21 protein-coding genes are annotated in these 23,498 nt (G+C 60.3%); 11 read left to right on the top strand and 10 right to left on the bottom strand.

Annotated elements, in window-relative coordinates:
- Positions 1 to 22 precede the first annotated feature (22 nt).
- Genes IH944_02405 through IH944_02390 form a run of 4 tightly spaced genes read right to left on the bottom strand, consistent with a single transcriptional unit; the run spans position 23 to position 5,111 of the window.
- On the bottom strand, positions 23 to 688 hold the full coding sequence (locus IH944_02405; protein ID MCH7903400.1) for an NAD-binding protein: 666 nt from the start codon (positions 686 to 688) through the stop codon (positions 23 to 25).
- 3 nt (positions 689 to 691) lie between these two features.
- Positions 692 to 1,144, bottom strand: coding sequence for a TrkA family potassium uptake protein (locus tag IH944_02400; GenBank protein ID MCH7903399.1), 453 nt, complete (start codon positions 1,142 to 1,144; stop codon positions 692 to 694).
- A 20-nt stretch (positions 1,145 to 1,164) separates the two neighbouring features.
- A complete protein-coding gene (locus IH944_02395) occupies positions 1,165 to 3,537 on the bottom strand; it encodes an HD domain-containing protein (protein ID MCH7903398.1) in 2,373 nt (790 codons plus the stop codon).
- Positions 3,534 to 5,111 carry a hypothetical protein gene (locus IH944_02390; protein MCH7903397.1) on the bottom strand — a complete coding sequence of 526 codons (1,578 nt, stop codon included), beginning with the start codon at positions 5,109 to 5,111 and terminating at the stop codon, positions 3,534 to 3,536. The genes IH944_02395 and IH944_02390 overlap by 4 nt, the downstream gene beginning before the upstream one ends.
- A 74-nt stretch (positions 5,112 to 5,185) precedes the next feature.
- Here IH944_02390 and IH944_02385 point away from each other — a divergent pair, with 74 nt between their 5' ends.
- Entirely contained in the window at positions 5,186 to 5,551 is a 366-nt protein-coding gene (locus tag IH944_02385) for a hypothetical protein (GenBank protein ID MCH7903396.1), read from the top strand.
- On the opposite strand, the gene IH944_02380 is transcribed toward IH944_02385, so the two are convergent.
- Complete coding sequence (locus IH944_02380) at positions 5,548 to 6,108, bottom strand: sigma-70 family RNA polymerase sigma factor (GenBank protein MCH7903395.1); 561 nt, start codon at positions 6,106 to 6,108, stop codon at positions 5,548 to 5,550. The two genes, IH944_02385 and IH944_02380, sit on opposite strands and share 4 nt — an antisense overlap.
- Positions 6,109 to 6,158: 50 nt before the next feature.
- On the opposite strand from IH944_02380, the gene IH944_02375 reads away from it, so the two are divergent.
- The 6 genes from IH944_02375 (at position 6,159) to IH944_02350 (ending at position 16,583) form a co-directional block, all read left to right on the top strand.
- Positions 6,159 to 7,751, top strand: coding sequence for a hypothetical protein (locus tag IH944_02375; protein MCH7903394.1), 1,593 nt, complete (start codon positions 6,159 to 6,161; stop codon positions 7,749 to 7,751).
- 8 nt (positions 7,752 to 7,759) lie between these two features.
- Positions 7,760 to 9,652 (top strand): glycogen debranching enzyme N-terminal domain-containing protein, encoded by a 1,893-nt coding sequence (locus IH944_02370; GenBank protein MCH7903393.1) that lies wholly within the window; start codon positions 7,760 to 7,762, stop codon positions 9,650 to 9,652.
- A 518-nt stretch (positions 9,653 to 10,170) separates the two neighbouring features.
- On the top strand, positions 10,171 to 11,133 hold the full coding sequence (locus IH944_02365; GenBank protein MCH7903392.1) for a PD40 domain-containing protein: 963 nt from the start codon (positions 10,171 to 10,173) through the stop codon (positions 11,131 to 11,133).
- A gap of 207 nt (positions 11,134 to 11,340) precedes the next feature.
- Positions 11,341 to 14,883: a DNA polymerase III subunit alpha gene (locus tag IH944_02360; protein MCH7903391.1), complete on the top strand. Its 3,543-nt coding sequence runs from the start codon at positions 11,341 to 11,343 to the stop codon at positions 14,881 to 14,883.
- Between the two features lie 41 nt (positions 14,884 to 14,924).
- Positions 14,925 to 15,644 (top strand): hypothetical protein, encoded by a 720-nt coding sequence (locus IH944_02355; protein MCH7903390.1) that lies wholly within the window; start codon positions 14,925 to 14,927, stop codon positions 15,642 to 15,644.
- Entirely contained in the window at positions 15,645 to 16,583 is a 939-nt protein-coding gene (locus IH944_02350; protein ID MCH7903389.1) for a hypothetical protein, read from the top strand.
- Here the strand turns inward: IH944_02350 and IH944_02345 are convergent.
- The 5 genes from IH944_02345 to IH944_02325 form a co-directional block, all read right to left on the bottom strand.
- A complete protein-coding gene (locus tag IH944_02345) occupies positions 16,563 to 17,447 on the bottom strand; it encodes a tetratricopeptide repeat protein (GenBank protein ID MCH7903388.1) in 885 nt (294 codons plus the stop codon). The two genes, IH944_02350 and IH944_02345, sit on opposite strands and share 21 nt — an antisense overlap.
- Before the next feature lie 93 nt (positions 17,448 to 17,540).
- Complete coding sequence (locus tag IH944_02340) at positions 17,541 to 17,972, bottom strand: hypothetical protein (protein ID MCH7903387.1); 432 nt, start codon at positions 17,970 to 17,972, stop codon at positions 17,541 to 17,543.
- 16 nt (positions 17,973 to 17,988) lie between these two features.
- Positions 17,989 to 18,840 (bottom strand): carbon-nitrogen hydrolase family protein, encoded by an 852-nt coding sequence (locus IH944_02335; GenBank protein MCH7903386.1) that lies wholly within the window; start codon positions 18,838 to 18,840, stop codon positions 17,989 to 17,991.
- A 43-nt stretch (positions 18,841 to 18,883) separates the two neighbouring features.
- Positions 18,884 to 20,170 carry a homoserine dehydrogenase gene (locus IH944_02330; protein ID MCH7903385.1) on the bottom strand — a complete coding sequence of 429 codons (1,287 nt, stop codon included), beginning with the start codon at positions 20,168 to 20,170 and terminating at the stop codon, positions 18,884 to 18,886.
- Positions 20,163 to 20,585 (bottom strand): hypothetical protein, encoded by a 423-nt coding sequence (locus tag IH944_02325; GenBank protein MCH7903384.1) that lies wholly within the window; start codon positions 20,583 to 20,585, stop codon positions 20,163 to 20,165. Before IH944_02325 ends, IH944_02330 begins: the two co-directional genes overlap by 8 nt.
- Before the next feature lie 58 nt (positions 20,586 to 20,643).
- On the opposite strand from IH944_02325, the gene IH944_02320 reads away from it, so the two are divergent.
- From IH944_02320 to IH944_02305, 4 genes are all read left to right on the top strand, one after another.
- Entirely contained in the window at positions 20,644 to 21,336 is a 693-nt protein-coding gene (locus IH944_02320; protein ID MCH7903383.1) for a pirin family protein, read from the top strand.
- Positions 21,337 to 21,563: 227 nt separating this feature from the next.
- The gene (locus IH944_02315) at positions 21,564 to 22,196 is read left to right on the top strand and encodes a PEP-CTERM sorting domain-containing protein (protein MCH7903382.1); all 633 of its coding nucleotides are present in this window, start codon (positions 21,564 to 21,566) and stop codon (positions 22,194 to 22,196) included.
- Between the two features lie 145 nt (positions 22,197 to 22,341).
- A complete protein-coding gene (locus IH944_02310) occupies positions 22,342 to 23,088 on the top strand; it encodes a glycerophosphodiester phosphodiesterase (protein ID MCH7903381.1) in 747 nt (248 codons plus the stop codon).
- Positions 23,089 to 23,127: 39 nt separating this feature from the next.
- Positions 23,128 to 23,490, top strand: coding sequence for a VOC family protein (locus IH944_02305; GenBank protein ID MCH7903380.1), 363 nt, complete (start codon positions 23,128 to 23,130; stop codon positions 23,488 to 23,490).
- Positions 23,491 to 23,498 lie beyond the last annotated feature (8 nt).

Here is a 23,498-nt window from a genome sequence, read left to right as displayed (position 1 = left end):
CGAATTGTCCAATGATCGCGCGCTAGACCTTCGCGCAGAGCGCGTCGCGCAACTCGTCAGCTTGCTCAATCGGCACGAGCGCAACCAGCATGTCGTCGGTTTGCAGCGTCATCTCTGAACTGGGTTGAAGGCACACGTCGTCGCGGACGATGAACGCGATGAACGCGCCTTCTGGCAGTTCCAAGCCTCCCACATCCTTCCCGATAAGCGTTGACCTCGATGAAAGCACGCTCTCGACGATCTCAGCGTTGCCCCGGTCCAAAGATCCAATCGGAATGAGATCGTCGGTCGACATCTGCTGGACCAAGAGATTGTAGATGATCCCCGTCGCGCTGACCGTGTCGTCGATTCCGACCTCTTTGAAGATGTCCTCGTGCCGCGGATCGTTGACGCGGGCGAGAACTCGGTCGACGTGCCAAAGCTCCTTGCTAAGCTGGCAAATGACAAAGTTGTCCTCGTCCTCCCCCGTCACGGCGGCGACCACGTCTGCCCGGTTGAATCCGGCCTTTCGCTGCGTGTACATCTCGCATCCGTCACCTTGCATGACGTACTCGTCGCCGAGCAGATTCGCAAGCTTTTGCGCCGTTACCGGGTCCTTTTCGATGAGCAGAACTTCGTTTCCGCGATCGATGAGCCTCTTTGCCAACTGGATGCCGACGTTTCCACCGCCAACGAGGATCATGTACATTCGCTAAATCTCCAGCTCCTTGGAAAGGACGTTGTACTTGTCGATCGTTTCGTACGGTTCGTTCAGTAGCCAGTCCCGGCAAAGGCCCGCCAGCAGCGAGCTGGCATTGATGCAGAACATGCCCATGTCGCGGTACGCCTTAGCACGCTCGGGGTCGGCGACCTTGACGCACACCTTTGCAGTTTTGTTCATGCGTTGCACGATTTGCGCAGCCATGATGTTCGTGTTGTCGCCTCTGGTCACCGCAAAGAACGCGTCGGCCTCGGCTACCTTGGCCCGCTCGATCACATCGATGTCGAGGCCGTTGCCGATGACGATGTTGAAGCCGTCGGTCTTGCCGAGACGGCGTAGAGAATCTGGATTTCGCTCGATTAGCGTGACGCCGTGCCCCTTCGACGACAGCTCCAGAGCGAGCCTGGCGCCTGTCCTGCCACAACCAAGAATGACAACGTTCATTTGGGCGAGATCAACTATACCTATTGCGTGGATAGTGCTTCTGCGACCTCCTGCTCGGTGAGTTGCCCTCCCGACGGATTTGCGACGTAAAAAGCGGCCGCACCGGACCCAGCCCACTGCCCGACTCGGGCGCCGAGGATGTCCCAGCCGCGCTCGGACAGCGTTCGAGCTATTCGATACGCCATGCCCCGTCCTCGCGGCGCGCGGATTTCAATGATGCTCGGTACGCCAGGCACGAAATTGTACTCAAGAACGTTCTGCTTGCGTTCAGGGGATTTGCCGGCGTCGCGCAAGATCGAGTCGACGCTCTCTTGTCCCTTGAGAACGTTCGTCAGCACCGTTGTGACCCTTTGGGCCGTAGCTCTCGGAATAGGCCGACGACCGAAGCTCGCGGTGATCGTGTCGATGGCGACAGGCTTCGCTCCCTCCGAGGTCGAGGCTCTGATTCCGATAATGCTCAGGTCGAGTGCGTAGAGCACGCCAAGGATTTTCGTGAGGAGCCTTGGAGCGTCGGAGCAGCACACGGTGATCTCCGTCGCGGCCATATCCACGAAATCACGCAACAGAACGATGACCTCGCCACCCCTAGCCTGCTCTGCAAGCGCGACGTGGCTCTTCACGATCTCGGGCTCCGTGCTGAGCACGTAGTGCGCTGGCATTGAGTTCACAAACTCCTCCAACTCCTCGCTTGAGACGCCTTTGCCCGAGTGCCTCGACAAGATCCGGCGGCGGTAGTCGGAAGGGTCCGAAGACCGATCCTGCGGGCTCAACAAGTGTTCCAGCGTACGGTCGTACAGCTCGGCCAGAAACGCGTCTTGCGTTTGCGACCAAGCGTGATCGCTGACGGCGCTCGCGTCGGCCCAAGTGAGGATCGCCAGCATCGCCAGCCTCTCCGGCGTCTTGACTGCTTCGGCAAACTCTCTTGCGGTGTCGGGGTGCTGGACGTCGCGCATCCTGATCGTGCGATCCAGCAAGAGGTGGTTCTTCACGAGCCAGCAGACCGTCTCGCGCGTAGAGTCGTACAGCCCCCAACGAGTGCAGACTGCCTCGGCGAGTTCCGCTCCATAATCCGAGTGCTTTTGCGTTGGGTCGACTTTGCCGACGTCGTGCAGCAGCGCCGCCAAGTATAGCGCCCCGAGGTCGCGCAGCTGGGATTTAAGCTCACCGAGGAATCCGTGCTCCGGTATTGAATCGAGGTTGCGGATCACGCGCAGAGTGTGCTCGAACACGCCGAACTCGTGCGCCATGTCTCGCGGCATGAGCGTTCGGCAAGCCGTAAGCTCGGGGAGTAAGAACTCCAAAACCCCGGCACGGTCCAGGTTCCGCAGCGTTGGCTCCCCGGCGATGACAGCCACGAGCAACTGACCGGGACTTGCATCAGCCTGCAAGTCTGGCTTCGCCTCTGAGACGGCTAGCGAGAGCTGGGTTCCGAGCGCGATCCCTTGCGCCGCCGCACCGAATCCCGTCCCTCTGTCGACGCAGACCGTCCCTTTGACAGCGTTGACCCCTTTGCTGATCGGGAACTCCGCATCCTGCAGATGGGTCAGAGTTCGTTCATAGCGCGCTCTGACCTGAATCAGGCTTTGCGCGACCTCGCTGCCGAGCTCGAACGGATCTTTCCGATAAACGTCCGCGATCGACTGTCGTTTTTCGTACGTCAGTTGGTCGAACTGCTTGCCAGCGGCGACGTGCAGCAAGTTCCTGACCTCAAGGATCGCCTTGTACTCGACGGACGGCTCGATCATTTCTTCGCCCAATGAGGCTCTGATCCAGTTGGCCGTATTGAAACACCGTAGACCACCAGATCCGAGCTTGAGGTGCGGTTGTGCGGCGTACGGCGTATCGTTCGTGCGGAGCGTCTGTTGTTCGCGCTCCTTCATTTTCGCGATGATGAACTCGGCGACCGGAAACGACTCCCAGATCGCGTCGATCAACCCATCGAAGTTCTGCTGTGAACCGACCACCAGGCGACCATCGATCAGGCCGCTGAGAGTCGTTGCGTCCAATCCCGGTGCGTCGCTGACGTAGCGCAGCGCGTATCCAACCTTCAATTTCATGTCGCCCGCGAACGAGTCGTGAAGTTGGCGGAACAGCCACTTGATCGCGTCATCAAGCCGCGAGTTCGGCCCGTGATCGGGCACGACGGTGAGGTCGACGTCGCTGTACGGCGCAAGCTCTCGTCGCCCGAACCCGCCAGTTGCGATAACGGCTATCGGAGGCAGGTTGTTGAACTCGATCATCATGTGACCGAACAGCGATTTGATGGCATCGTCTGCCAACGTCGTGTGCCGATGGCACCATTCGATTCCCGACGGGTTCTCGCCAAGCTCCTCTAGCAGCGCCTTTCGTCGATCGCCCAGGTCCGCCATCTCATCCGATATCGTCGCGCTCATCTAGTCAGGTAATACCCTGGCTCATTCTGCAACACTTTTTCGAGGGTGTCGGCCAAACTGTGGTCAACTCGGATTGAGATCGGCATGATTATCACACCGAGCGTCAGACAGCCGAGGCACGAAGCTAGAAAGAACCGTTTGATCGCGATTGGCGCAAGAACGTGCGGTTCGACGCGACGGATGTAGCCCCACACGGGCGCGGTTACCAGTACGAGGCTAACGATCATTGCCGACAAACCGGCGAGATCTGCCAGCAGCGGGCTGCCCGGGCCGGCGAAATCCGGGAAGCTCGTCGTCTTGCCTAAATACCGTGCTGGCGTTGACAGCCCGACTACGAAAATGGTCGACACTGCTGCGAACAGAACGGCGAGTCCCGTCACGATCAGTCCGAACGGGCGACCGGTCTTCTGCGCGATTTGCCTGTTCGCGCTGTCGTGCTTGAAGCTGAAGCTCGCCAGTGCAACGGCCGCCCAAATCGCCGGGAATATCAACCCGGTTGAATAGAACACGAGACCCCCGACCACGACGCCGAGAATCGGCGCGATCGGCGGTTGCAAAAGCGCTCTCAGCAATCCCGTGCGCTCGAGGAGAATCGTTGCCAACAGCATCAAGGCGGACAGCAGGCCGACTGCCAGCAGAGCGCCTGAGCCGGCCGATGTCAAGATGCTGGCCACCGTCAAGTTTCGCCTTGTGCGATCCACGTCTTGAACCTCTATCCACGCTTGCCAGGCGTCGACTCGTTTGAATTCGTTAGTCGCAAGAGTCGCCTTGCTTGTCTCACCCCGATCGCTCAATTCGGAGATGAACTGTTCCCGTAGCAGCAGAACCTCCCTCGGGGTGACCAAATCCTGCCGTGCCAAGGGAGGACCTAATGTCAGCGGATCAACGACCGCGGCGTTGACGAGCTGTAGCCCGTACTCGCTAGTCGCGTACATTCGACCTCCCTCGCGAAGCAACGCGCCGTTGACCAGCGTGTCGAACTTTAGTTCAAGGTCGTCTGCCTGTGATGGCTCGGCGCGGATCGTGCGGCCAAAGGCGAGGATAGCTTGGCCCGCCGAAGAGGACTTTCTGCTGGTCGCCAGCGCATAGTGCCAGGCGAGTCGCTGGCCAGCCTCCCGGCGCAAGCCATCGACGACTCGCCCTAAGCGCTGCGCTTGGTAGTCGTCCCACCTCGTCGAGAGGCTCGCGGAGTGCCACGCTCTTCGTGCAGCATCTCGATTTCCGAGTTCCCATTGAAAAGCTGCTTCGACTTGGTACCAGAACGCGTTCTCGGTGTCCTGATCGCTTGCCTGTTGCGCGACCTCGATCAGCAAGAGGTACTTGTCTGGCGTGAGCGAATCGAGCGTATTGTGTTGTTCACAGGCCACCACCAGCCAGAGCGCCGACGTTTCCAGCGAGTCCGGCTCGGGCAGCGGCCCCATCTCTTCTGTCCGAGCGTTCGATTCGCGCAGATACTCCGAGCCGCCCAGAAACCAGAGGCCGGACGTCATGTACGGGCGCGAAGCCGGGTGGACCAGCAGTACGAGTAGCGCACCGAATAGCGCGCCGAAAAACGCCCGGAGGGACGGGCTCATTGGGTGGGCAGCGAGTCAGACGTCTCCTGGAAGGCCGGGATCGACGGCTGACTGGACGAACTCATATTTGCCTCATGCCCCTCGAGGTCGAGCGGATCGGCGACGGGCCCGGCAAGAAGGATCTGAAGGACCGCCAACAACGCGAAGGCGGCAGCGAATGCACCCGCCATCACGGGCAGCCAGAACGTGACGCGTCGATTGCGAACCTCGACGTGCCACCGCCGGAGCAAGCGAGACTCGAAAGTCGGCGACGTCGTCGGCTCGAACTGCGCGTTCCGCAGCAAATTGAGCGCTCCGACAAACGTGCTCATCTCCGCGCGGCAATCGTCACAGCGCGATTCGTGATTTTCAACGAACGCTATCTGGCGCGAGGAAGCCGTGCCCTCCGCTACGAGAAACTTCAACTCCCGATATTTTTTGCAACCCTTCATGTTCTTTAAGCCTCTTCCGTAGCGGCGATCCAAAGTACGCGGAATCGCTCGCGCGCCGTGTGCAATCGTGAGCGAACTGTGCCGACCGGCACATGCATCACCGACGCGACCTCTTCATAGCTCAACTGCTCCATCTCGCGAAGTACCAGCGTCATCTTCAGGTCTGCCGACAGCTGTTCGAGCAGGCTTTCGACGACGACCCGGGTCTCGACCTGGGGCCCTTTCGAGGCCATCGGTTTATCGACGAATGCCGGCTCGGCCCGTTTGCTCCGCAGACGATCCATGCAAAGCCGCACGCAAATCTTGTAGATGTAGCCGGAGAACGCTCGGTCGTCTCGGAGCTTGTGAATCTCGCGAAACGCCTTCAGGAACGCCTCCTGCGCGACGTCCTCAGCCTCGTGTGAGTCCCGCAGAACGTTGGAAGCCACTCGAACCAGTCGCATCCGGTGCTTGGCGATGATCGCCGTCATAGCGATGTCGTCTCCGCGCCGGCAGCGCTCGATCCACTGTAACTCTTCAAGAGCCAGATCGTTCTTGGTCTGGATGGCCGTGGGAATGCTGGACATGCGTGTACAGTCCTACTATATCATGACGGAGCCGGAATTCAAAATAGTTCGTGACCAAGACAAGAATCCCGTACGTCGGTAGAATCGAAATACTAGAGATGATCCCGTTCCCTCTCCTGCCCCCGCTGCCGATGCTGAACGACGCTGTTTTCAGCGTCGGGCAGGAGACTAAGGAGGTGCAGATACAGGGACTCACCGTTCGATACGACGGTGCCAAGATCGATTTGGCCACCAATATCCTGGTTTTCACCGGTTCGATCACAGCGCAGTACGACGAAACGGTGATCGAGTGCTCGCAACTTGAGTTGAGGCTGGACGAGCAGACCGGTCGAGCTGCAGGTGGCGTCAGGCTCACCGATCCTGCGATTCTGCTCGAGTGCGACTCGCTTGAGTTCGATTGGAAGAACCACACGGGCGAGGCCTTCGAGGTGACCGTTGAGGCCGGAGGCATGACGATCCGGGCGCAGAGCCTCGAGATACGCACTGAGTCGTGGTTCTTGCGCAAGGCGCGCGCGACGCTCTCGCGGCGCGACAAGCCGGAGTACGAACTGCTTGCGGACCGGGTGACGATCTACCCTGGTCGATACGGCGTTGCCGAATCGGTCGGGCTGTTGCTGTTCGGAGCGAAACTCGGCTGGCTCCCCAGCATGAGGTTTGAGCTCGATCCCCGAGTGACGGGTTGGCGCATGCCGTCGTTCGCCGATCGGCGAGGCGTGGGATTCGGCCTCTCCTGGGACACGAGTCTCATGCTCTCCGAAAAGTTTTCTGCCTACGGATTCTGGAACACGTTTCCTTCGGTCTTCCCGACCTCTGGATTGCAATTGACCTTGTCTAACGTCAACCCGAACTCCGTCTATCGCAAGCTGGTGCCCAGATCCGATCTGTTGGAAAGGATCAGCAGCAGCTGGTTCGATAACGTCAGGGTGAAGTCTCCGGAGAGGGAGTACCAGAATCTGCGAGACCCGCGGCTGTCGTTCACGGTCGGGACGCTGTGGAATCAGCAGACGGACGCGAGGGCGGTCGAAATAGACTCAGTTTCAAACCAGTTCGAACTGGTCTTGGAGACGGTCGGTTCGCGGGCAGGATTCGGTCTCAGCGCGTCTGCAAGGCTTGAGCGCATCAGGGCAGATTCGAGCTCTAACTGGCTTGATCGCGCCGAACTGCTGACGACCGTCCAGACGCCTCCTGTAAACCTCGGCGACTCACTGCGACTGGTCGCTAGGATAGACGGTTTCGGTACAGTCAGCGCGAACGGCGGCTACGGCTGGGTACGCGGGCTGGTCGGGGTCATTTACAACCCGTCGCCGTCCCTGACCTTGGGAGTTGCGTACGCCAATACCGGGAGTTGGGGAACCCCGGACTTTCCGTTTGACCCGCTGGTTTTTCCGACGTCCTTGCACGTGCGCGCGGACTTTGTTTCGGGGCCTTATACTCTGCGGTATCTGGTGCGGTACGATCCGACATCCCAAACCGTGTTCGATACGGAGTATGAGATCGCGCTGGCCGCGGAGAGCTTTGAGCCGTACATCTTGTTCCGAGAGTTCCCGTCGGACTTTCGGATGGGCATTCGATTCCGGCTTGGCCCGTTGCGCGACCGACTCAGCCGGCGCAAGACCGAGCGCGACGTGAGGGTCATCAACTAGCTGAGCGCATGCGGTATACCCTCGACTCCAAAGAGTGCAGGGACTTCTCGGTCTCATCTCGCCGGGAGTGGCTGCTGGCAAACGGTATCAGTGGATACGCGGCAAGCACCGTCAGCGGTGCGAATACGCGCAGGTTCCACGGACACCTCATCGCCGCAACGGGCCCGAGCGAGGGGGCCATGCTGCTGCTCAGCCAGATCGAGGCGTACGCCGAGGTCGGGGCGACGTCGTACGGCGTTTCGACCAACCAATACGCCGGAAAGGTGCATCCGCAAGGCTACACGCGCCTCGCGTCGTTCTCCGTTTCAGAGTTCGCGGAGTGGACGTTCTCGGTCGGGCGTCAAACCTTGCGCAAGAGACTGGGAGTGCACGTCGCACAGAACGCCTGCACAGTCGAGTACACAAATCTCGGTGACGTCATGATGAAGCTCTCACTGAGGCCGCTGGTCGCGCACAAGTCGGCGCACCGGGTCTTCTCCGCGCAGGATTCGTATCCCGAAAACCTTGCCTATGAGCAAGACAGGACCGTGGTCGAGCACGGGGGCGTCGCGCTGCATCTGCACCACGACGGCGCGGACCGCATCGCAACGTTCGGCTGGTACTACCGCTTCGAGTTTCCACGAGAGACGGAGCGCGGCATGCAGTCGATGGACGATCTGTTCTGCCCTTGCGAGCTTCAGTACCGGCTGGAGCCTGGAGAGTCTGCAGTGATAGTGGCGGCCACGGAGCAGGGCGCCCAGCGGTACCGGTTTGTCGAGACGGCTCCACAGACGCCCGTGCTCGTCGATACGCTCATAGAGGCTGCTCGAAAGTTCGTCGTGACCATTGACGGGAAGACGATGGTGCTGGCCGGCTATCCGGCCGAAGGCGCAACAGGCCGCGATTCTATGCTGGCTCTGCCGGGGCTGGGATTGGCCATGGCGCCCGAACAGTCCAGGGAGATCCTGCGCAGGCACGCCCAACACAGAAAGGACGGGGTCGTCGCCATGACGCTCGACGAGGACTACGCATCTGCCGACGCGACGCTCTGGTTCATCAACGCCGTGTACGATTCGCTGAAGCGCGATTGGGAGGCGGACTTCGCGAGCGAGGCGTTCGAGTGGGTCGCCGACAGCCTGGGTCACCAAATCGAGGGCTCGATCAATCGCGTGCGCCTTGACGACGAAGACGGTCTGCTGCAGCTCGAATACACCGACGTACCGCTGACGTGGATGAACGTCGTCATCGAGGACAGCGCGGTAACCCCTCGGCACGGCAAACCGATCGAGGTGAACGCGCTGTGGGCGAACGCGCTGCGCTGTGCGGAGTGGATCGGCGAGAAGCTCGGCCAGAACACAGCACGGTTCTCTGAGCTTGCGCTATTAGCAGAGGATTCGCTGAAGTCCAAGTTCTGGCGCGAGTCGTTGGGGCACTATCTGGACACGATCGAGCCGGACGATGCGTCGTTCCGTCCCAACCAGGTCATCGCCATGGGGCTGCCGTTCTCATGCCTGTCCGGCGAGCAGGCCCGGCGGGCTCTCGATCTGGTTCGGAAGAAGCTGCTGACGCCGTACGGCCTTCGGACGCTCGCACCGGATGACAGTCGGTACCAGGGAACGTACCTTGCACCTTTTTACGAACCTGTCAGCGCGCTGCACCAAGGCTCGGTGTGGCCTTTCCTGATCGGATTCTACATTTCGGCTGTGCTGCGCGTCTCCGGCGACGGGCAGCACGCCGCGACGACCCTGGATCGTCTTGCGGATCAGATGGAGAGCTACGGCATGGGAGGGATCGCCCAACTGTACGACGGTGACGACCCCCACGGCGAAGCCGGGCTTCCGTGGTACGCGTGGTCGGTGTCTGAGGCGCTGCGGGCGTGCTACGAGCTGCGGGCATTTACAAATGGCAAGAACGGGGGCTAGAGGGTTCGGAAGTTCGGGGGTTCGGCGGGTGGCATGGTTGTCCCGATGACCGTGCGGGGCAGCCATGAATACAGTGCCCAAGGGTTGCAGGTTCGTCGAGCATGATTTGAACACCTTTCTCGGCTGAAGATGCTGCGGAAAGACGTCTTTTTTGGGAGCAAAAAGCCCTCTTGACGCGGTGGGAAGGCTTCTTTCTGGAGCAAAAAGCCAGCTTGAAGGCGCAAAAAGACGGCTTGAAGGCGCTAAAAGACGGCTTGAAGACGCAAAAAGACGGCTTTTGACAACAGAAAGACCTGAGGGGATAGGTGGCAGCGCAGTTCTCGCAGAATCAGAACAACCATGCCACCCGTCCGAACAGTTCGCCGCCGTCGGCTTCGACCGACGTCAGGTAGCCAAGCTCGAGCGGGGATGTCGCGTGTTCGATCAGCAGCGGCACCGGCAGGTCGAACCCCTTGCCCTCGTTCAGATTGTGGCCTTTGCAATCGGTCGAAGATCAGAACTCCGTTTATAATGAAGGCATGAGGCAAGTGGCGTGGATATCCGGACTGCTCGTGATCGCCCTGACCGCCACCGGATGCGGCGACGGCGGCGAGGGCAGCAACAGCGGTGATGTCGGGGGCGGCAACAGCACTGACGGCGGGGGCGGTTCCGCCGCGCTGCCCGGGAAGATCGCCTTCACATCGGATCGCGACGGCAACTTCGAGGTCTACGTGATGAACGCCGACGGCACGAACAAGGTGAGACTCACGAACGACCCCGCGACCGACTGGCAGCCCGCGTTCAGCCCGGACGGGTCGAAGATCGCCTTCGTCTCGGAGCGCGACGGCACCGAAGAGGTCTACGTGATGAACGCAGACGGAACGGACCAGGTGAGGCTCACGCACAACACGGTGCGCAACGGCTATCCCACGTACAGCCTGGACGGGTCGAAAATCGCCTTCCTCTCGACCCGCGACGGCAATTTCGAGGTCTACCTGATGAACGCCGACGGCACGAATCCGGTGAACCTGACGAACAACGCGGCGTTCGACTACGATCCCTCGTCCAGCCTGGACGGGTCGAAGATCGCCTTCACCTCGTACCGCGACGGCAACAGGGAGGTCTACGTGATGAATGCCGACGGCACGGACCAGGTGAACTTCACAAACAACGCGGCGACCGACGGCGATCCAGCGTTCAGCCCGGACGGGACGAAAATCGCCTTCATCTCGGACCGCGACGGCGACGACTGGGAGATCTACGTGATGAACGTCGACGGCACGAATAAGGTGAGGCTCACGAACAACGCGGTGGACGACTCCGGCCCCTCGTTCAGCCCGGATGGGTCCAAGATCGCCTTCGGCTCGCATCGCGATGGCAACGGCGACGTTTACGTGATGAACGCCGACGGCACGAATCAGGTGAGGCTCACGATCAACGCGGCGATCGACTACCAGCCCTCGTTCAGCCCGGACAGGTCGAAGATCAAACTGGACAAATAGTTCAGGTTCCAAAGGAGGAGCTAGAGGGAGTGCAGATGCAGGAAGAGCGGCCTGCGCGTCTTTCTTGAACGCGAGTCGGCATGGATAGAGTCAGTAGCCCTAGCTGTGGGCGCCTACCCCAACCCGGATAACTAGCGGAAAACCAAGCGGCGAACCAGACCCCGTTTCCGTCTAAAATGACACCTGGGCCTGCCAGGTCTAAGGTTCATGAGTCAGTCGTTCGTCCATCTGCACAACCACACGGAGTACAGCCTCCTGGACGGCGCTACCCGGATCACCGATATGGTTCGGCGCGCCAAGGAGATGGACATGTCGGCGCTGGCGATCACCGACCACGGCGTGATGTTCGGCGCGATGGAGTTCTACTTCGAGTGCCGCAAGCAGGGGATCAAGCCGATCATCGGCATGGAGGCGTACGTCGCGCCCAGCGGGATCGAGGTCAAGGCCGGCAACGAGAAGGGCAGCACATTCCACCTGTTGCTGCTGGCCAAGAACGACCAGGGGTACAAGAACCTCTGCAAGCTGCACAGCATCGCGGCGCTTGAGGGGTTCTACTACAAGCCGAGAGTCGATCACGAGCTGCTTAGAAAGTACTGCAAGGGCCTGATCAGCTCCAGCACCTGCCTCGGCAGCGAGATCAACCAGTACCTGCTCGCCGGTGAATACGACAAGGCCCAGTACACGGCTGGCATGTACAAGGAGATGTTCGATGAGGGCAGCTACTTCATTGAGCTGCAGGATCACGGTCTGGCCGAGCAGAAGCAGGTCAACGAACAGCTCATCAAGATCGCGGGCGACCTCAATCTGCCGCTTGTGGCGACGAACGACGCACACTACCTTTGCAAAGGCGACGCCGAGTCGCACGACGTGCTGCTGTGCATCGGGACAGGCTCTCTGCTCGAACAGAAAGACCGGCTCAAGTTCGAGACCAACGAGTTCTACGTTAAATCGCAGGACGAGATGGCGCGGATTTTTCCGGACCAGCCGGAGGCGATCGAGAATTCCGCGCAGTTCGCAGAGCTGTGCGACCTGGAGATCGAAACGGGGACGACGCACATGCCGCAGCCGGACTTGCCCGAGGGCGAAGATTGCGGAAGCTACCTTCGAACGCTGGCGGAGAAAGGGCTGACCGATCGCCTGGAGGGCGCGACCGACGAACACTGGGAGCGGTTGAAGTACGAGCTTGACGTCATCCGCCAGACCGGTTTCGAGTCGTACTTCCTGCTGGTGCGCGAGTTCACGAACTTCAGCCGCAGCCAGGGAATCATGACCGGGGCCAGGGGCTCGGTCGCCGGATCGCTCGTGTCGTTCTCGATCGGGATCACCGACATCGACCCGATCGAGTACAACGTGACGTTCGAGCGGTTCTTGAACCCCGAGCGGCTCTCGATGCCGGACATCGACCTCGACTTCGAGGACGAGCGGCGCGACGAGATCATCGCCTGGGTGACGGAGAAGTACGGCCGAGACCGTGTGGCCCAGATCGTGACGTTCGGGACGCTCGGCCCCAAGGCCGCAATCCGCGATGCAGGCAGGGTCATGGGGATTGTGCCGCAGGATGTAGATCGAATCTGCAAGAAGATTCCGACGGGACCAGGCTGGAGCATCGACAGGGCCTTGAGAGACGTGTCGGAGTTTCGGGATATTTACGAAAGGGATCGGACGATGCGGAAGCTCGTCGATACCGCCAAGAACGTCGAAGGGCTGTCCCGGCACTGCGGCGTTCACGCGGCTGGCGTCGTCATCTCGGCCGACCCTCTGAGCGACCACATCCCGCTCTACCGCTCGGGCGACGGCATGCCGATCACGGCGTACAAAATGGGCGTGCTCGAGCAGATCGGCCTGCTCAAGATGGACTTCCTAGGCCTGTCGAACCTCACGGTCTTGGCACGCGCTGAAAAGAACATCCGCAAATCTTTTGCCGCGGCCTCAGAAGCAGAAAAGGAGAAACATCCGATCTTGTCAGGCGGCGTTCCGGCCATACCGCTCGACGACGAGAAGACGTATGCGCTGCTGGAGCGTGGCGAGACGGTCGGCGTGTTCCAACTGGAATCGAGCGGCATGCGGCGGTACATCATGAGCCTCAAACCGCAGAACGTGCGCGAGCTTGCGGCGATGGTCGCGCTGTACCGGCCTGGCCCGGTCGAGCACATTCCGCGCTTTATCGACAACAAGTTTGGGCGCAGGACCCCCGAGTTTCTCGACGACAGGATGAAACCGATTCTGGAGGAGACGTACGGCGTGATCGTCTACCAAGATCAGGTGATGCTGCTCGTCCAGGCGCTCGCGGGTTTCAGCCTCGGAAAGGCAGACGTACTCCGCCGGGCGATGGGCAAGAAGAAGCGGGCCATTATGAGTCAGATGAAGGGCGAGTACCTGGAGGGGTGCGCCGCGAACGGAGTCGACGAGAAAGTGGCCGAGCGCGTCTGGGTTTTGCTCGAGCCTTTCGCCGGATACGCGTTCAACAAGGCGCACGCGGTCTGCTACGCGATCATCGCCTATCAGACCGCGTACTTAAAGGCCAACTACCCCTACGAATACATGGCCGCCCTTCTCGCGGTTTACAGGACGAAGGAGGATCGGGTCACCAAGTTCATCGAAGAGTGCCGACGGCAGAAGATTCCGGTGCAGCCGCCGTCCGTCAACCGTTCTAGCGCAGACTTCACGGTCGAAGGCGTCGATGCCAAGCGGGCGATCAGGTTCGGCCTTGGCGCGATCAAGAACGTTGGAGACGGCTTGGTCGAGGCGATCATCGCGCAGCGAGAAGATGAGCCGTATCACCACCTGTTCGACTTTTGCGAACGCGTGCGCGAACACGGACTGAACCGCTTGGCGCTCGATTCGCTCATCAAGGCGGGGACGATGGATGAGATCGAGCCGAACCGCAACGTTTTGCTCGCGAACGCGGAAGCAGCGCTCGTCTTCGCCGACCGGTCCATCCGCGAACATCGGATTGGGCAGGACTCGCTGTTCGGGGATGACGACTCGGGCTCAGCCAGCGGATACCCGGCGCTTCCGGACGAGCAGAAGCCCGATCGACGCGACATGCTCGCCTGGGAAAAGGAGGTTCTCGGCGTGTACGTTTCCGACCACCCGCTGCGGGGGTATGAGAGGGTGCTGGCTGCCAGGGGCACGCACCGCTGCAGCGACGTCGAAGAGGTTGCCGACGGCCAGCGCGTTGAACTCGCCGGAGTGATCGCGAGCGTCCGAAGATTCGTCACGAAGAAAGGCGACAAGATGGCGAACATCGTGATCGAGGATTTGGGCGGCCAGGCGGGCTGCGTCGTGTTCGCGCAAACGCTTGCGAAGTACGACCAAGATGTCGAGAAGGATCGCGTCGTCGCTGTCAAAGGCGTTGTTCAGCACCGTCAGCGCATGGGCACGGGCGAGGTGTCGATCGAGGTCCGCGTCGAGAGCATCGAGCCGTTGGACGCTGGCTGCGAAGACTTGACGCCGGACCCGAGCGTCGCCGGAACCGTTTTCGTGCGCGTGCTCGGTGCGACTCGCGAGGAGCTGGAGTCGCTCAAACAGATCGTTGCGAGCACTTCCGGCAATCACGAAGTCGTGTTGCTGTTCGGGCAGCGCGACCCCACTCCGTTGGTCTTGCTGCACCGCGTCGATCCGACGAAGGAGTTCATATCCGCAGTGCGCCGGGCCATCGCCGAGTGCACCATTGAGGTCGTCGACAACGGTTTTTTTGACGGAGGAAGGTCCGACTCGGCGGAACTGGTCGGCGGGGCGGTTCGTTAAACTCATAGGCGCGCGAGACGTGCATACTGAGAAGGATATCTATGGACTTGCTCCGACCGACTCTGATGTTGGCTGTTATCTGTTCGCTGGGCGGTTCGGCCTTGGCTGCGGATGCATTCGACAAGCACGCCTGCAACGTCACCCTGCTGCAAGCGAAATCCGTTCAGAAGGAGCTCGGTATTACTGAGACGCAGCGCGCCAAGATGAACGTCCATGCGGATCGGAACAACGCGCAAGGCATGGAGATAGACCGTTTAGTTAGCAGCAATAAGATTACGATTGCCGATGCGACAATCCGTGTTGGTAGGTTGCGTTCCGAGCTGAAGAAGAGGGTGGTAGGCGAGCTAAATTCGGCGCAGATCATCAGGCTTCGAGAAATATCGCTCCAGCAAGCTGGGGCGCTGGCACTCTTGGATCCGGTGGTCGGCACTAAGATCGGCATGTCGAAGGCGCAAACCGACCTGATTCGAGCAAAGTACGTCGAGCACAACGCGCAAGCACAAAAAATCAAAGGAGACGCCTTCGGCCCGATCGACGAAAAGTACAAGAGAATGAAGCCAGCCAACGAAGAGGAGGCGCGCAAGCTCCAAGAGCAGTTCGTGACGGAGCGAACGGCGAAGCAAAAGGAGATTCTTCCGAAGTTGATCGCTCTGGCAACCGAGTTCGACAAAGCAGTGGAAGCCGTGATGACGAAAGGGCAGATCGAGAGTTACAAGAAGCTGAAAGGCAAGGTTTTCAAGCCGAAAACAGGCTCGGAGTAGATGCGGAAACGACCTTGGGCCGGGCTGGCGGCAAAGTACGGCGCGGCAGGCGAAAACGCGCACTGGCGAGTCATTTTCGACCACTACTACTGGGACAGGGTTGAGCAGGCGTACCAGGCGGCCAAGACGTTGGGCGCCGGGTCGGTCGCCAGCGGGCTCGTCGGTTTCAGAATGATCGAAGGCGAGTACGTCACCCGCAGCCAAAGCACAACCCGCGCTGCTACGGACTGGCTCGACGTAGAAGCCGTGGAATCGACGCTGCCGATGGCGTGGAGCAGCCTTGAACGCTCGCTGATCAGTTCGTGCGATCACGCCGCAAAGCGCATCGAGTTTGAGCACGGGCCGAAGACCCTCATCTCGGTGCTTACCGACGAGACGAACGTGCCTTGGATGCCGGGGCGACACGGTTACTGCATGGACAAATTTCCGTACGACAAGATCTGCATCCCGGCGTCGAGCTTGCGAGATTCTGCTGACCTCGAGCACGTTATCTTGCACGAGTACGCGCACGTGATCACGCTGAACCTCTCGAACGGGCAGTGTCCTCTGTGGCTCGATGAAGCGGTCGCGATGGTAGCCGGCGGCGGCGTGGACCGTCGTGCTTGGCGCGCGCTTGCAAGCGGCGCCGCCCCGTGGTTGCCTCCTCACGATCTAGGCGCTGCGTATCTGATGAACCGCGAGGACGAGCGAGAGAGAAGCTCCGTGTGGCTCGCGTATCAGCAGTCCGCCGCCATCGGGTTTTACTTGTCGTCTCTCAAGGGCGACCAGGGGCTCGGAGATCTGATGCGCGGCTACACGAACAACCCGTTGCTCGTGGACCTCATGATGCGGATCAGAGGCGCGGAGCCGACGGACGAGGCGCTGAAAGAGGTGTACGGCTTCGGGATCGCAGAGCTGTTCGAGGGTTCGCTTGAGTGGCTACGAACCGAGGTCCTTTAGCCGCGCGATTCTGTCGGGCTCGTTCTCGACCAGCCAGTCGTCTTTGCTCAGCGTTTTGTACGCTGCTGAGAAATACAGCTTGGCTTCGTCATTTTTTTCCAGGGCGAGCAGGCACTCCGCGATCTCCTCGGCGATGTACCCGTCGATATCGGCCGCCTCGCTTTGGGCATCGAACTCCGGGTAGTACTCGGCCGCGCTCGCCAACTGCTCGGCTAGAGCTTCATCGAGGCGACCGAGCGATCGCTTGCATCGCGCGACGGCCCATTTCGCAATCCGGTAACCGGGCTCCTTGGCCTCGATAGCGCGGTAGTCGCGGCCCTTTTCAAAGTAGCTGAGCGCGGTCTCGTACTCGCCTATGTCGTGGTACGTCCAGGCAACGTTGTTGCTGAGCGGCCCGATCCAGCTCTTAGCCTTCTCTTGTTTCGTTTCTTCCAGGATCTGAATCGCTTGCAGGTTCCATTCGAGCGCGCTCTCTGGATCTTCGACTATCGCGAGCATATGCATCACATCGACTGTCAGATAGTCGTCTTTTGCTCGTCTGCTGGTATCGACCGCCTGCAGGAACAGCTCCTTCGCCTTCTGCTTCTCGCCAGCGGAGTTGAAGGCACGCCCGCGCTCGAGGAGGTAGCGCGTCTCGACGTAGTCGCCGGTTCGAGGCAGCATCTCGGCGACTTGGTCGAGCAGCTCGTGCGCCTCCTCGAACTTCCCGCGCAGGCCGAAGGTGCGCGCAATCTGTGTAATCAGCTCTGCGCGGTAGTCCTCGGCGTCCTCGGGCGCATGGTCGAGCGCCTCGCGGAACTTGATCTCCGTCCCCGCAGGGTCGCTGAAGTCCCAAAAGTCGTCGATAGCGAGCAAAGTTTCCATTGTCCTTTCGTTCGTTGCCGATCGCTCCTCCGTTTCATTGTTGCATCCGAGGAGGGCGATCGCCGCGAATATCGCTACAGTTTTCCTCATCGGTCAGTGACCTTTCACTACCTTCGTGTACTGGAGCACAAGCGGTAGGACGAAGAGCGACATGGCGACGATTGCAGCGACAGGCATCACCGTGGACATAGTCTGGTTTTGCACGACGAATATCCCCAAGAGCGCGCAGAGTTCGATAAGTGCAAGTGAAATAATCATGTCTTGCTGGAATTTGGCCGGCGAAACGTCCTCGATCCAGTTGCTGTCACTCCTCGGCCTGAGCTTGGACTGTGCGAACCCGAGCCCTGCTAGAAGGCCGGTGAATCCGACGACCGTCAGGATTTCAAAATCTTGCACATCGCTACGGAACTCCCGTTTCTGCTGAAAGACGACCGTCAAGATAACGATAATGACGATGAACGCAATGCAGAGGATTGGCAGAGTATTAGTAGCAGACTTCCGGCTTTGACGGCCTGGTACTTCCATGCGGCCATTGTATCCGCTACGTCTTGGTGATCCGGTCGTACAGCGTCGGGCGGCGCGACCCGAAGACGTCCAGCTCGTACTCACCAGGGATGTTGATCGTGCGTTTCTCTCGGGCTTGATCGAGGTCGAGCTCGGCGGTGATGACCTCCTCGCCGTCTCCCGCCTTCGCCATCGTTCCGCCGACCACGTCGTAGATGCCGCTGCGGCCTATGAACGTCGTGCCGTTCTCTGTGCCGACGCGGTTTGAGGCGGCGAGGTAGACGCGGTTCTCGGCAGCTCGCGTGATCACTGTGTGATCCGCGCTGGTCTCCGCGCCGACCGGCCAGTTGGTCGGAAGAACGATGAGGTCTGCGCCCTCCAACGCGAGGACTCGCAGCGCCTCGGGTACACGAAGGTCGTAGCAGATGCCGATGCCGATGTTGCCGATCTCCGTCTCAAACACCGGCAGGTCCCACCCGGGGACGACGAACCGATCAACGCCGAGAAACGGGAGGTGGGTCTTGTAGTACCGCCTCATCGTGCCGTCCGGCTCGAACAGCACAGCGGCGTTGAAAACGTCGGTCCCGTCGGTCGCGATGAGCCCGACCACCGCGTGCATCTTCAGCTCTTGACACGCTTTTTGGATCTCCGCGACCGGTTCGTTCGCCTTTATGATTCGGAGCAGCTTGTCGTTCTCCAGATGCAGCGCGATCTTCATCGCCTCTTCGCCGCTTCCGACGACGTAGCCGGTCAAGTACGCCTCCGGGAACACGGCCAGATCGATGCCTTGGTCTTTGAGTTGCGTCAGATGCGCGATGGCGGCAGTCGCGTTCGTCTGCGGATCGTTGAACACGACGTCGGTCTGCACACACGCGACTTTGATGGTCATATCGATAGTCTATCCGTAGCACGGGCTTCCAGCCCGTGCCGTGTCACTCCTCGACGCGGAACCAGCTCTCGACGGAGTGCACGACCGGCAGCTTTCGCACATCCGCGAGCGCGCGCACGAAGTCCGACTCCAGGCACCGATGCGTTAAGAAGACGATCTCGCCCTGGTCGTTCTCCAACGTGCGCATCTCCATGGCTGCAAGACCGACCGCGGCCTCGCCGAACAGAGTAGAGATCGCGCCCAGCGTGTTCGGCTTGTCCACCACGACCATGCGGATGTAGTATCGCGTCTCAAGCTCAGAGATCGGCGCGCAGTTCATGCCGATTCCGTACGGGATCGCCGAGCCCGAGCCTGCAGCCGTCATGTTCCTGGCGCAGTCGATCAGATCGCCGACGACCGCCGACGCCGTCGGAAAAGATCCCGCGCCTTTGCCGCTGAACATCACGTCGCCCGCAAAGTCGCCGTGCACCCACAGCGCGTTGTAGACGTCTTCCACGTTCGCAAGCGGGTGATCATTAGGCACGAGAGTCGGGTGAACGCGGATTATGATCTTGCCCGCCCTGGTCTCCTCACAAATGCCGAGCAGTTTGATTCGGTAGCCGAGCACATCGGCGTAGTGCATGTCGAGTGCGCCGACCGACCTGATCCCTTCGCAATGGATTGCGTCCAGCGGCGCCTGCTTGCCGAACGCGATCGCCGCCAGGATCGCGATCTTGTATTTCGTGTCGAGGCCGTCGACGTCGCCGGACGGGTCGGCTTCCGCGTACCCTTTCTCTTGTGCTTCTTCAAGAGCTTCGTCAAAGGCCATGCCGTCGCGGTGCATCTTCGTCAGCACGAAGTTCGACGTTCCGTTCAGCACGCCCATCATCTTTTCGATGTCGTTGCCGGCGAGTTGGTGCTTCAGCGGCTGGACGATCGGGATTCCGCCGCCGACCGCCGCCTCGAAGTGCAGATCGAGTCCGCGAGAGTGCGCTAAAGTTATAAGCCGCGACCCGTGCTTTGCGATCAGCTCCTTGTTCGCCGTCACCACGTGCTTGCCAGATTCGAGCGCCTTCTCGACCAACTCTGCGGCTGGCGATTCTCCGCCGATCAGCTCCAGGACGACGTCGACAGAAGGATCAGAAACAATGCCAACAAGATCTTCACTAAACCGATCAGATGGAAGATCCCGCTTCTTGCCGAGATCTCGCACGCCGATTCTCTGCACGACGATGGATCGGCCGATTTTTCGCTGAATCTCGTCGTCGTTGTCGGCGAGCATCTGGTATGTGCCAGCGCCGACCGTGCCAAAGCCGAGCAGACCTACGCGGACGGGAGGTTGATCAGCCAATGTAGATCAGGGCGTCTCCTGGCTGCACGAGTTGGCCGCTTTCGGCGGCGAAGGATGAGACCCTGCCTGCCACCGGGGCGGTGATCTCGTTGTACACCTTCATCGCCTCGATCAGGCCGACGACTTGGCCGGCGGTCACGTCGTCCCCCACCGCTACGTAATCCTCCGCGCCCGGATTCGGGGCCGTATAGAAGATTCCGATCATGGGAGACGTCACCGGCGTCCCGGTCGGGGGCTCGGGTTGCACCTTTTTGGCCGGAAGCGGCGCCGCGGCGACCTGGTTCGTGGATTCGCCGGTCGGCCCGCGGCGGTCGAATTCCACTGCCCAGCCATCGCCCTTGATCTCGGCCTGCTCGAGCCCGTGCTCGTCCATCATCTCGGCGAGTTCGTCGATGCGCGCTTTGAGGTCGCCCACGGCCCCCATTATGACGCTTTGCTAGCTGTTGACGGGTTATGCTAGTGGGCGGCTAGACATGATTACGATCCTCAACGGCGATGACCGGGGCAAGACTGAGTTCGATTGGCTGGATAGCTACCACAGTTTCTCGTTCGGCCAGTACTTCGATCCGGAGCGAGTCGGGTTCCGCACCCTTCGGGTTTTGAACGACGACACGGTACAGCCTGGAAAGGGGTTCGGCATGCACGGGCACCGCGATATGGAGATCGTTTCCTATGTGCTCAGCGGCGAGATGGCGCACAAGGACAGCCTCGGAAACGGCTCGGTGATTCGTCACGGCGAAGTTCTTCGGATGTCTGCGGGGAGCGGTATTCAGCACAGCGAGTGGAACGACAGCGACACCAAGCCGCTTCACTTCCTGCAGATTTGGATACTTCCCGATCACTCCGGCGGCGATCCCTCTTATCAGCAAGAGCCGTTCGATTTAGCCAAGGCGTCGGAAGAGTGGGTCGTGCTGGCAGCGCCTGAAGGAGGACTGGTCACGATTAGCCAAGACGCGATCATTGCGACCACGATCGTCCGCACTGGCCAGTCGCGAAGCGTCGAGTTTGACCCTTCGCGAGCGGGGTTCCTTTACGTCGCCAAGGGCATGATCCGCCTGCACGGAAACGAGCTGCGCGCCGGCGACGCGGTGCAGGTCGAGGAGGAGAGCGGGCTTCAGTTCACGGCGGAGTTCGACGCCGAATTGATTATGTTCGATCTGGCTTGAAACGGGAGCGATGCGCTCGGTGTGGTGCAGCTGATCTGAAAAGGGAGGCTGATGCAGGAGCGGTCGATTAGACTCGCGTGATCACGCTTGGGCTGGGCCGTCTCCAGGTTCAAAACCGACTCGAACGGACCACAGGTAAAAACACCAGTATTCGCCAGTTCACGCCTCGTAATCTGAAATGCTCGAATCGTTCGTGGTACCGTGTTGGCCGGAGAGGTGTTTTATACATGAAGAGGCTTTTTGGAGCAATTTTACTTTTGGCTGCGTTCGCGCCGATGGCGAGCGCGCAATCGATACAGACGCTGTACGCTTGGAACAACTTCGGCAACCTTGGCAACGCCGCCTACTTGGACGCTACGGTTGGCGCAACCGCCCTGATCGTGACTTCGTTCGACACGAACACTAGCCAGTTGACTCCATTCGGATTTACCGTGTGGACCAGGCCTGGCAGCGCTGCTGGATTTGAGAATACGGCAGCTGGGTGGACTCAAATGGCCACAGGCACAGGCATGGGCATGGGCAATAACAACCCCAGTCCTGTCACTTTACCCTCGTTCATCCTGGCCGCGAACGCCACGACAGGCATGGCGCTAGTCATGGGGCCCGCGGCGGAGCACCGTTACACGAACGGCACCGCTGGCAGCGGGTATGGCGGCGGTGGGAACCAGACCTTCTCGAACGCCGACATTCAGCTGGATCTCGGTTCTGCGACGAACGTGCCGTTCACCGGTGGAGTCTTCAACCCGCGCGTTTGGAACGGCGAGATGTACTACACACCTGTCCCAGAGCCGGCAACGATGGCGATCCTCGGACTTGGCATTCTGCCTTTCCTGCGACGCCGACGCAACAAGAAAGCGTAGCTCTTAAAGCATCGGAACGACTAAGAGCCCTAGCCCACCGGCTAGGGCTCTTTACATTCAGCTTTGTTGCTGGCTATCGGCTTCGACGCCGAGGTGATCGTGTTCGATCTTGCTTGATGTGGTTGTTGCCGCCATACTCGGGATGATGCCACTCGGGCCGACCACCGCATTCGTTGCCGACTCTTGGACGTCGACGCAGGTCGTCGGTCATCGCGGCGCGGCTGCGTACGCTCCGGAGAACAGTTTGGAGAGCTTTGCGGCGGCGATCGACAGCGGCGTCAGAGCCGCCGAGTGCGACGTCCACGTGAGCGCCAACGGCGACGTGATGGTGATCCACGACAGCACGCTGGATCGCACGACTTCGCTGACCGGAGCTGTGGCACAGACGCCTAGCTGGGAGATGATCGAAGCCGGAGTGCCGACGCTGGACCAGCTGTGCGACGCGGTCAAGGGCCGATTGATCTTGGTCGTCGAAATAAAGGGCGGCGACGGCATCGAGCAACTTGTCGTCGATTCCCTGGCGGAGTACGAGATGCTGGATTCGTCGATCGTGTTCTCGTTCAGTGGGGACTCTGTAGCGCGGGTGAAGTCGCTAGAGCCGCGCTTGTACTGCGTTTGGCTGGTCGGCGACAACGCTCTTTCAAAGGAGCCTGAGGGAGCGTTGCGTTCAAAGCTAGACCAGTTCCAAGCCGACGCCGTCGGGTTTAGTTTCTACGGGGTGAACAAGGTGCTGACGACGTACCTTCGCGGCGAGAAGATCCCGCTGTTCGTGTGGACGATCCCGCCCGGCCCAGGGGTCGCGCAATTGCAATCGCTGCGTGTCAACTTCATCATCACCAACCACCCGCGCGACGTCCTCGCGCAGCTGAGCGAACACACAACCCAGCGATGACGACGGTTAAGGTTGACGTTTTCACGGTAAAACATCGCAATGGACCTTGGTTGGTGCGACGTTTGTCTCAAAGTCGCGAGCGCAAAGGCGTCGCGGGAGTTTTACGAGCATCTCGGTTTCAGAAGAGTCGAAGGCAAAGACGAAGAAGGGTGGGCGGTCGTGACCAACGACGACGTGCGGCTCGGACTTTATGAACCGCAGCACTGCGGTGAAGGCACGCTTACCCTCAACTTTCGTGGCGGCGATGTCAAGGCCAACGCTGAGGCGCTTGTGTCAAAGGGCCTCGAGTTTGAGATGGGGCCGAAAGAGGGCAAGAGCGGGGGATGGTCCGCAATTCTGCGCGACCCTGACGGTTACAGCGTCTTCTTGGACACGGCACCTGGCGAGACGAAGAAAGTGTAGCCGCAGAC

This window comes from Armatimonadota bacterium, assembly GCA_022563855.1.
GTDB lineage: Bacteria > Armatimonadota > Fimbriimonadia > Fimbriimonadales > Fimbriimonadaceae > JADFMN01.
Note: the sequence above shows the minus strand (reverse complement) of the source record. Positions and strands in the feature narration are given on the sequence as shown.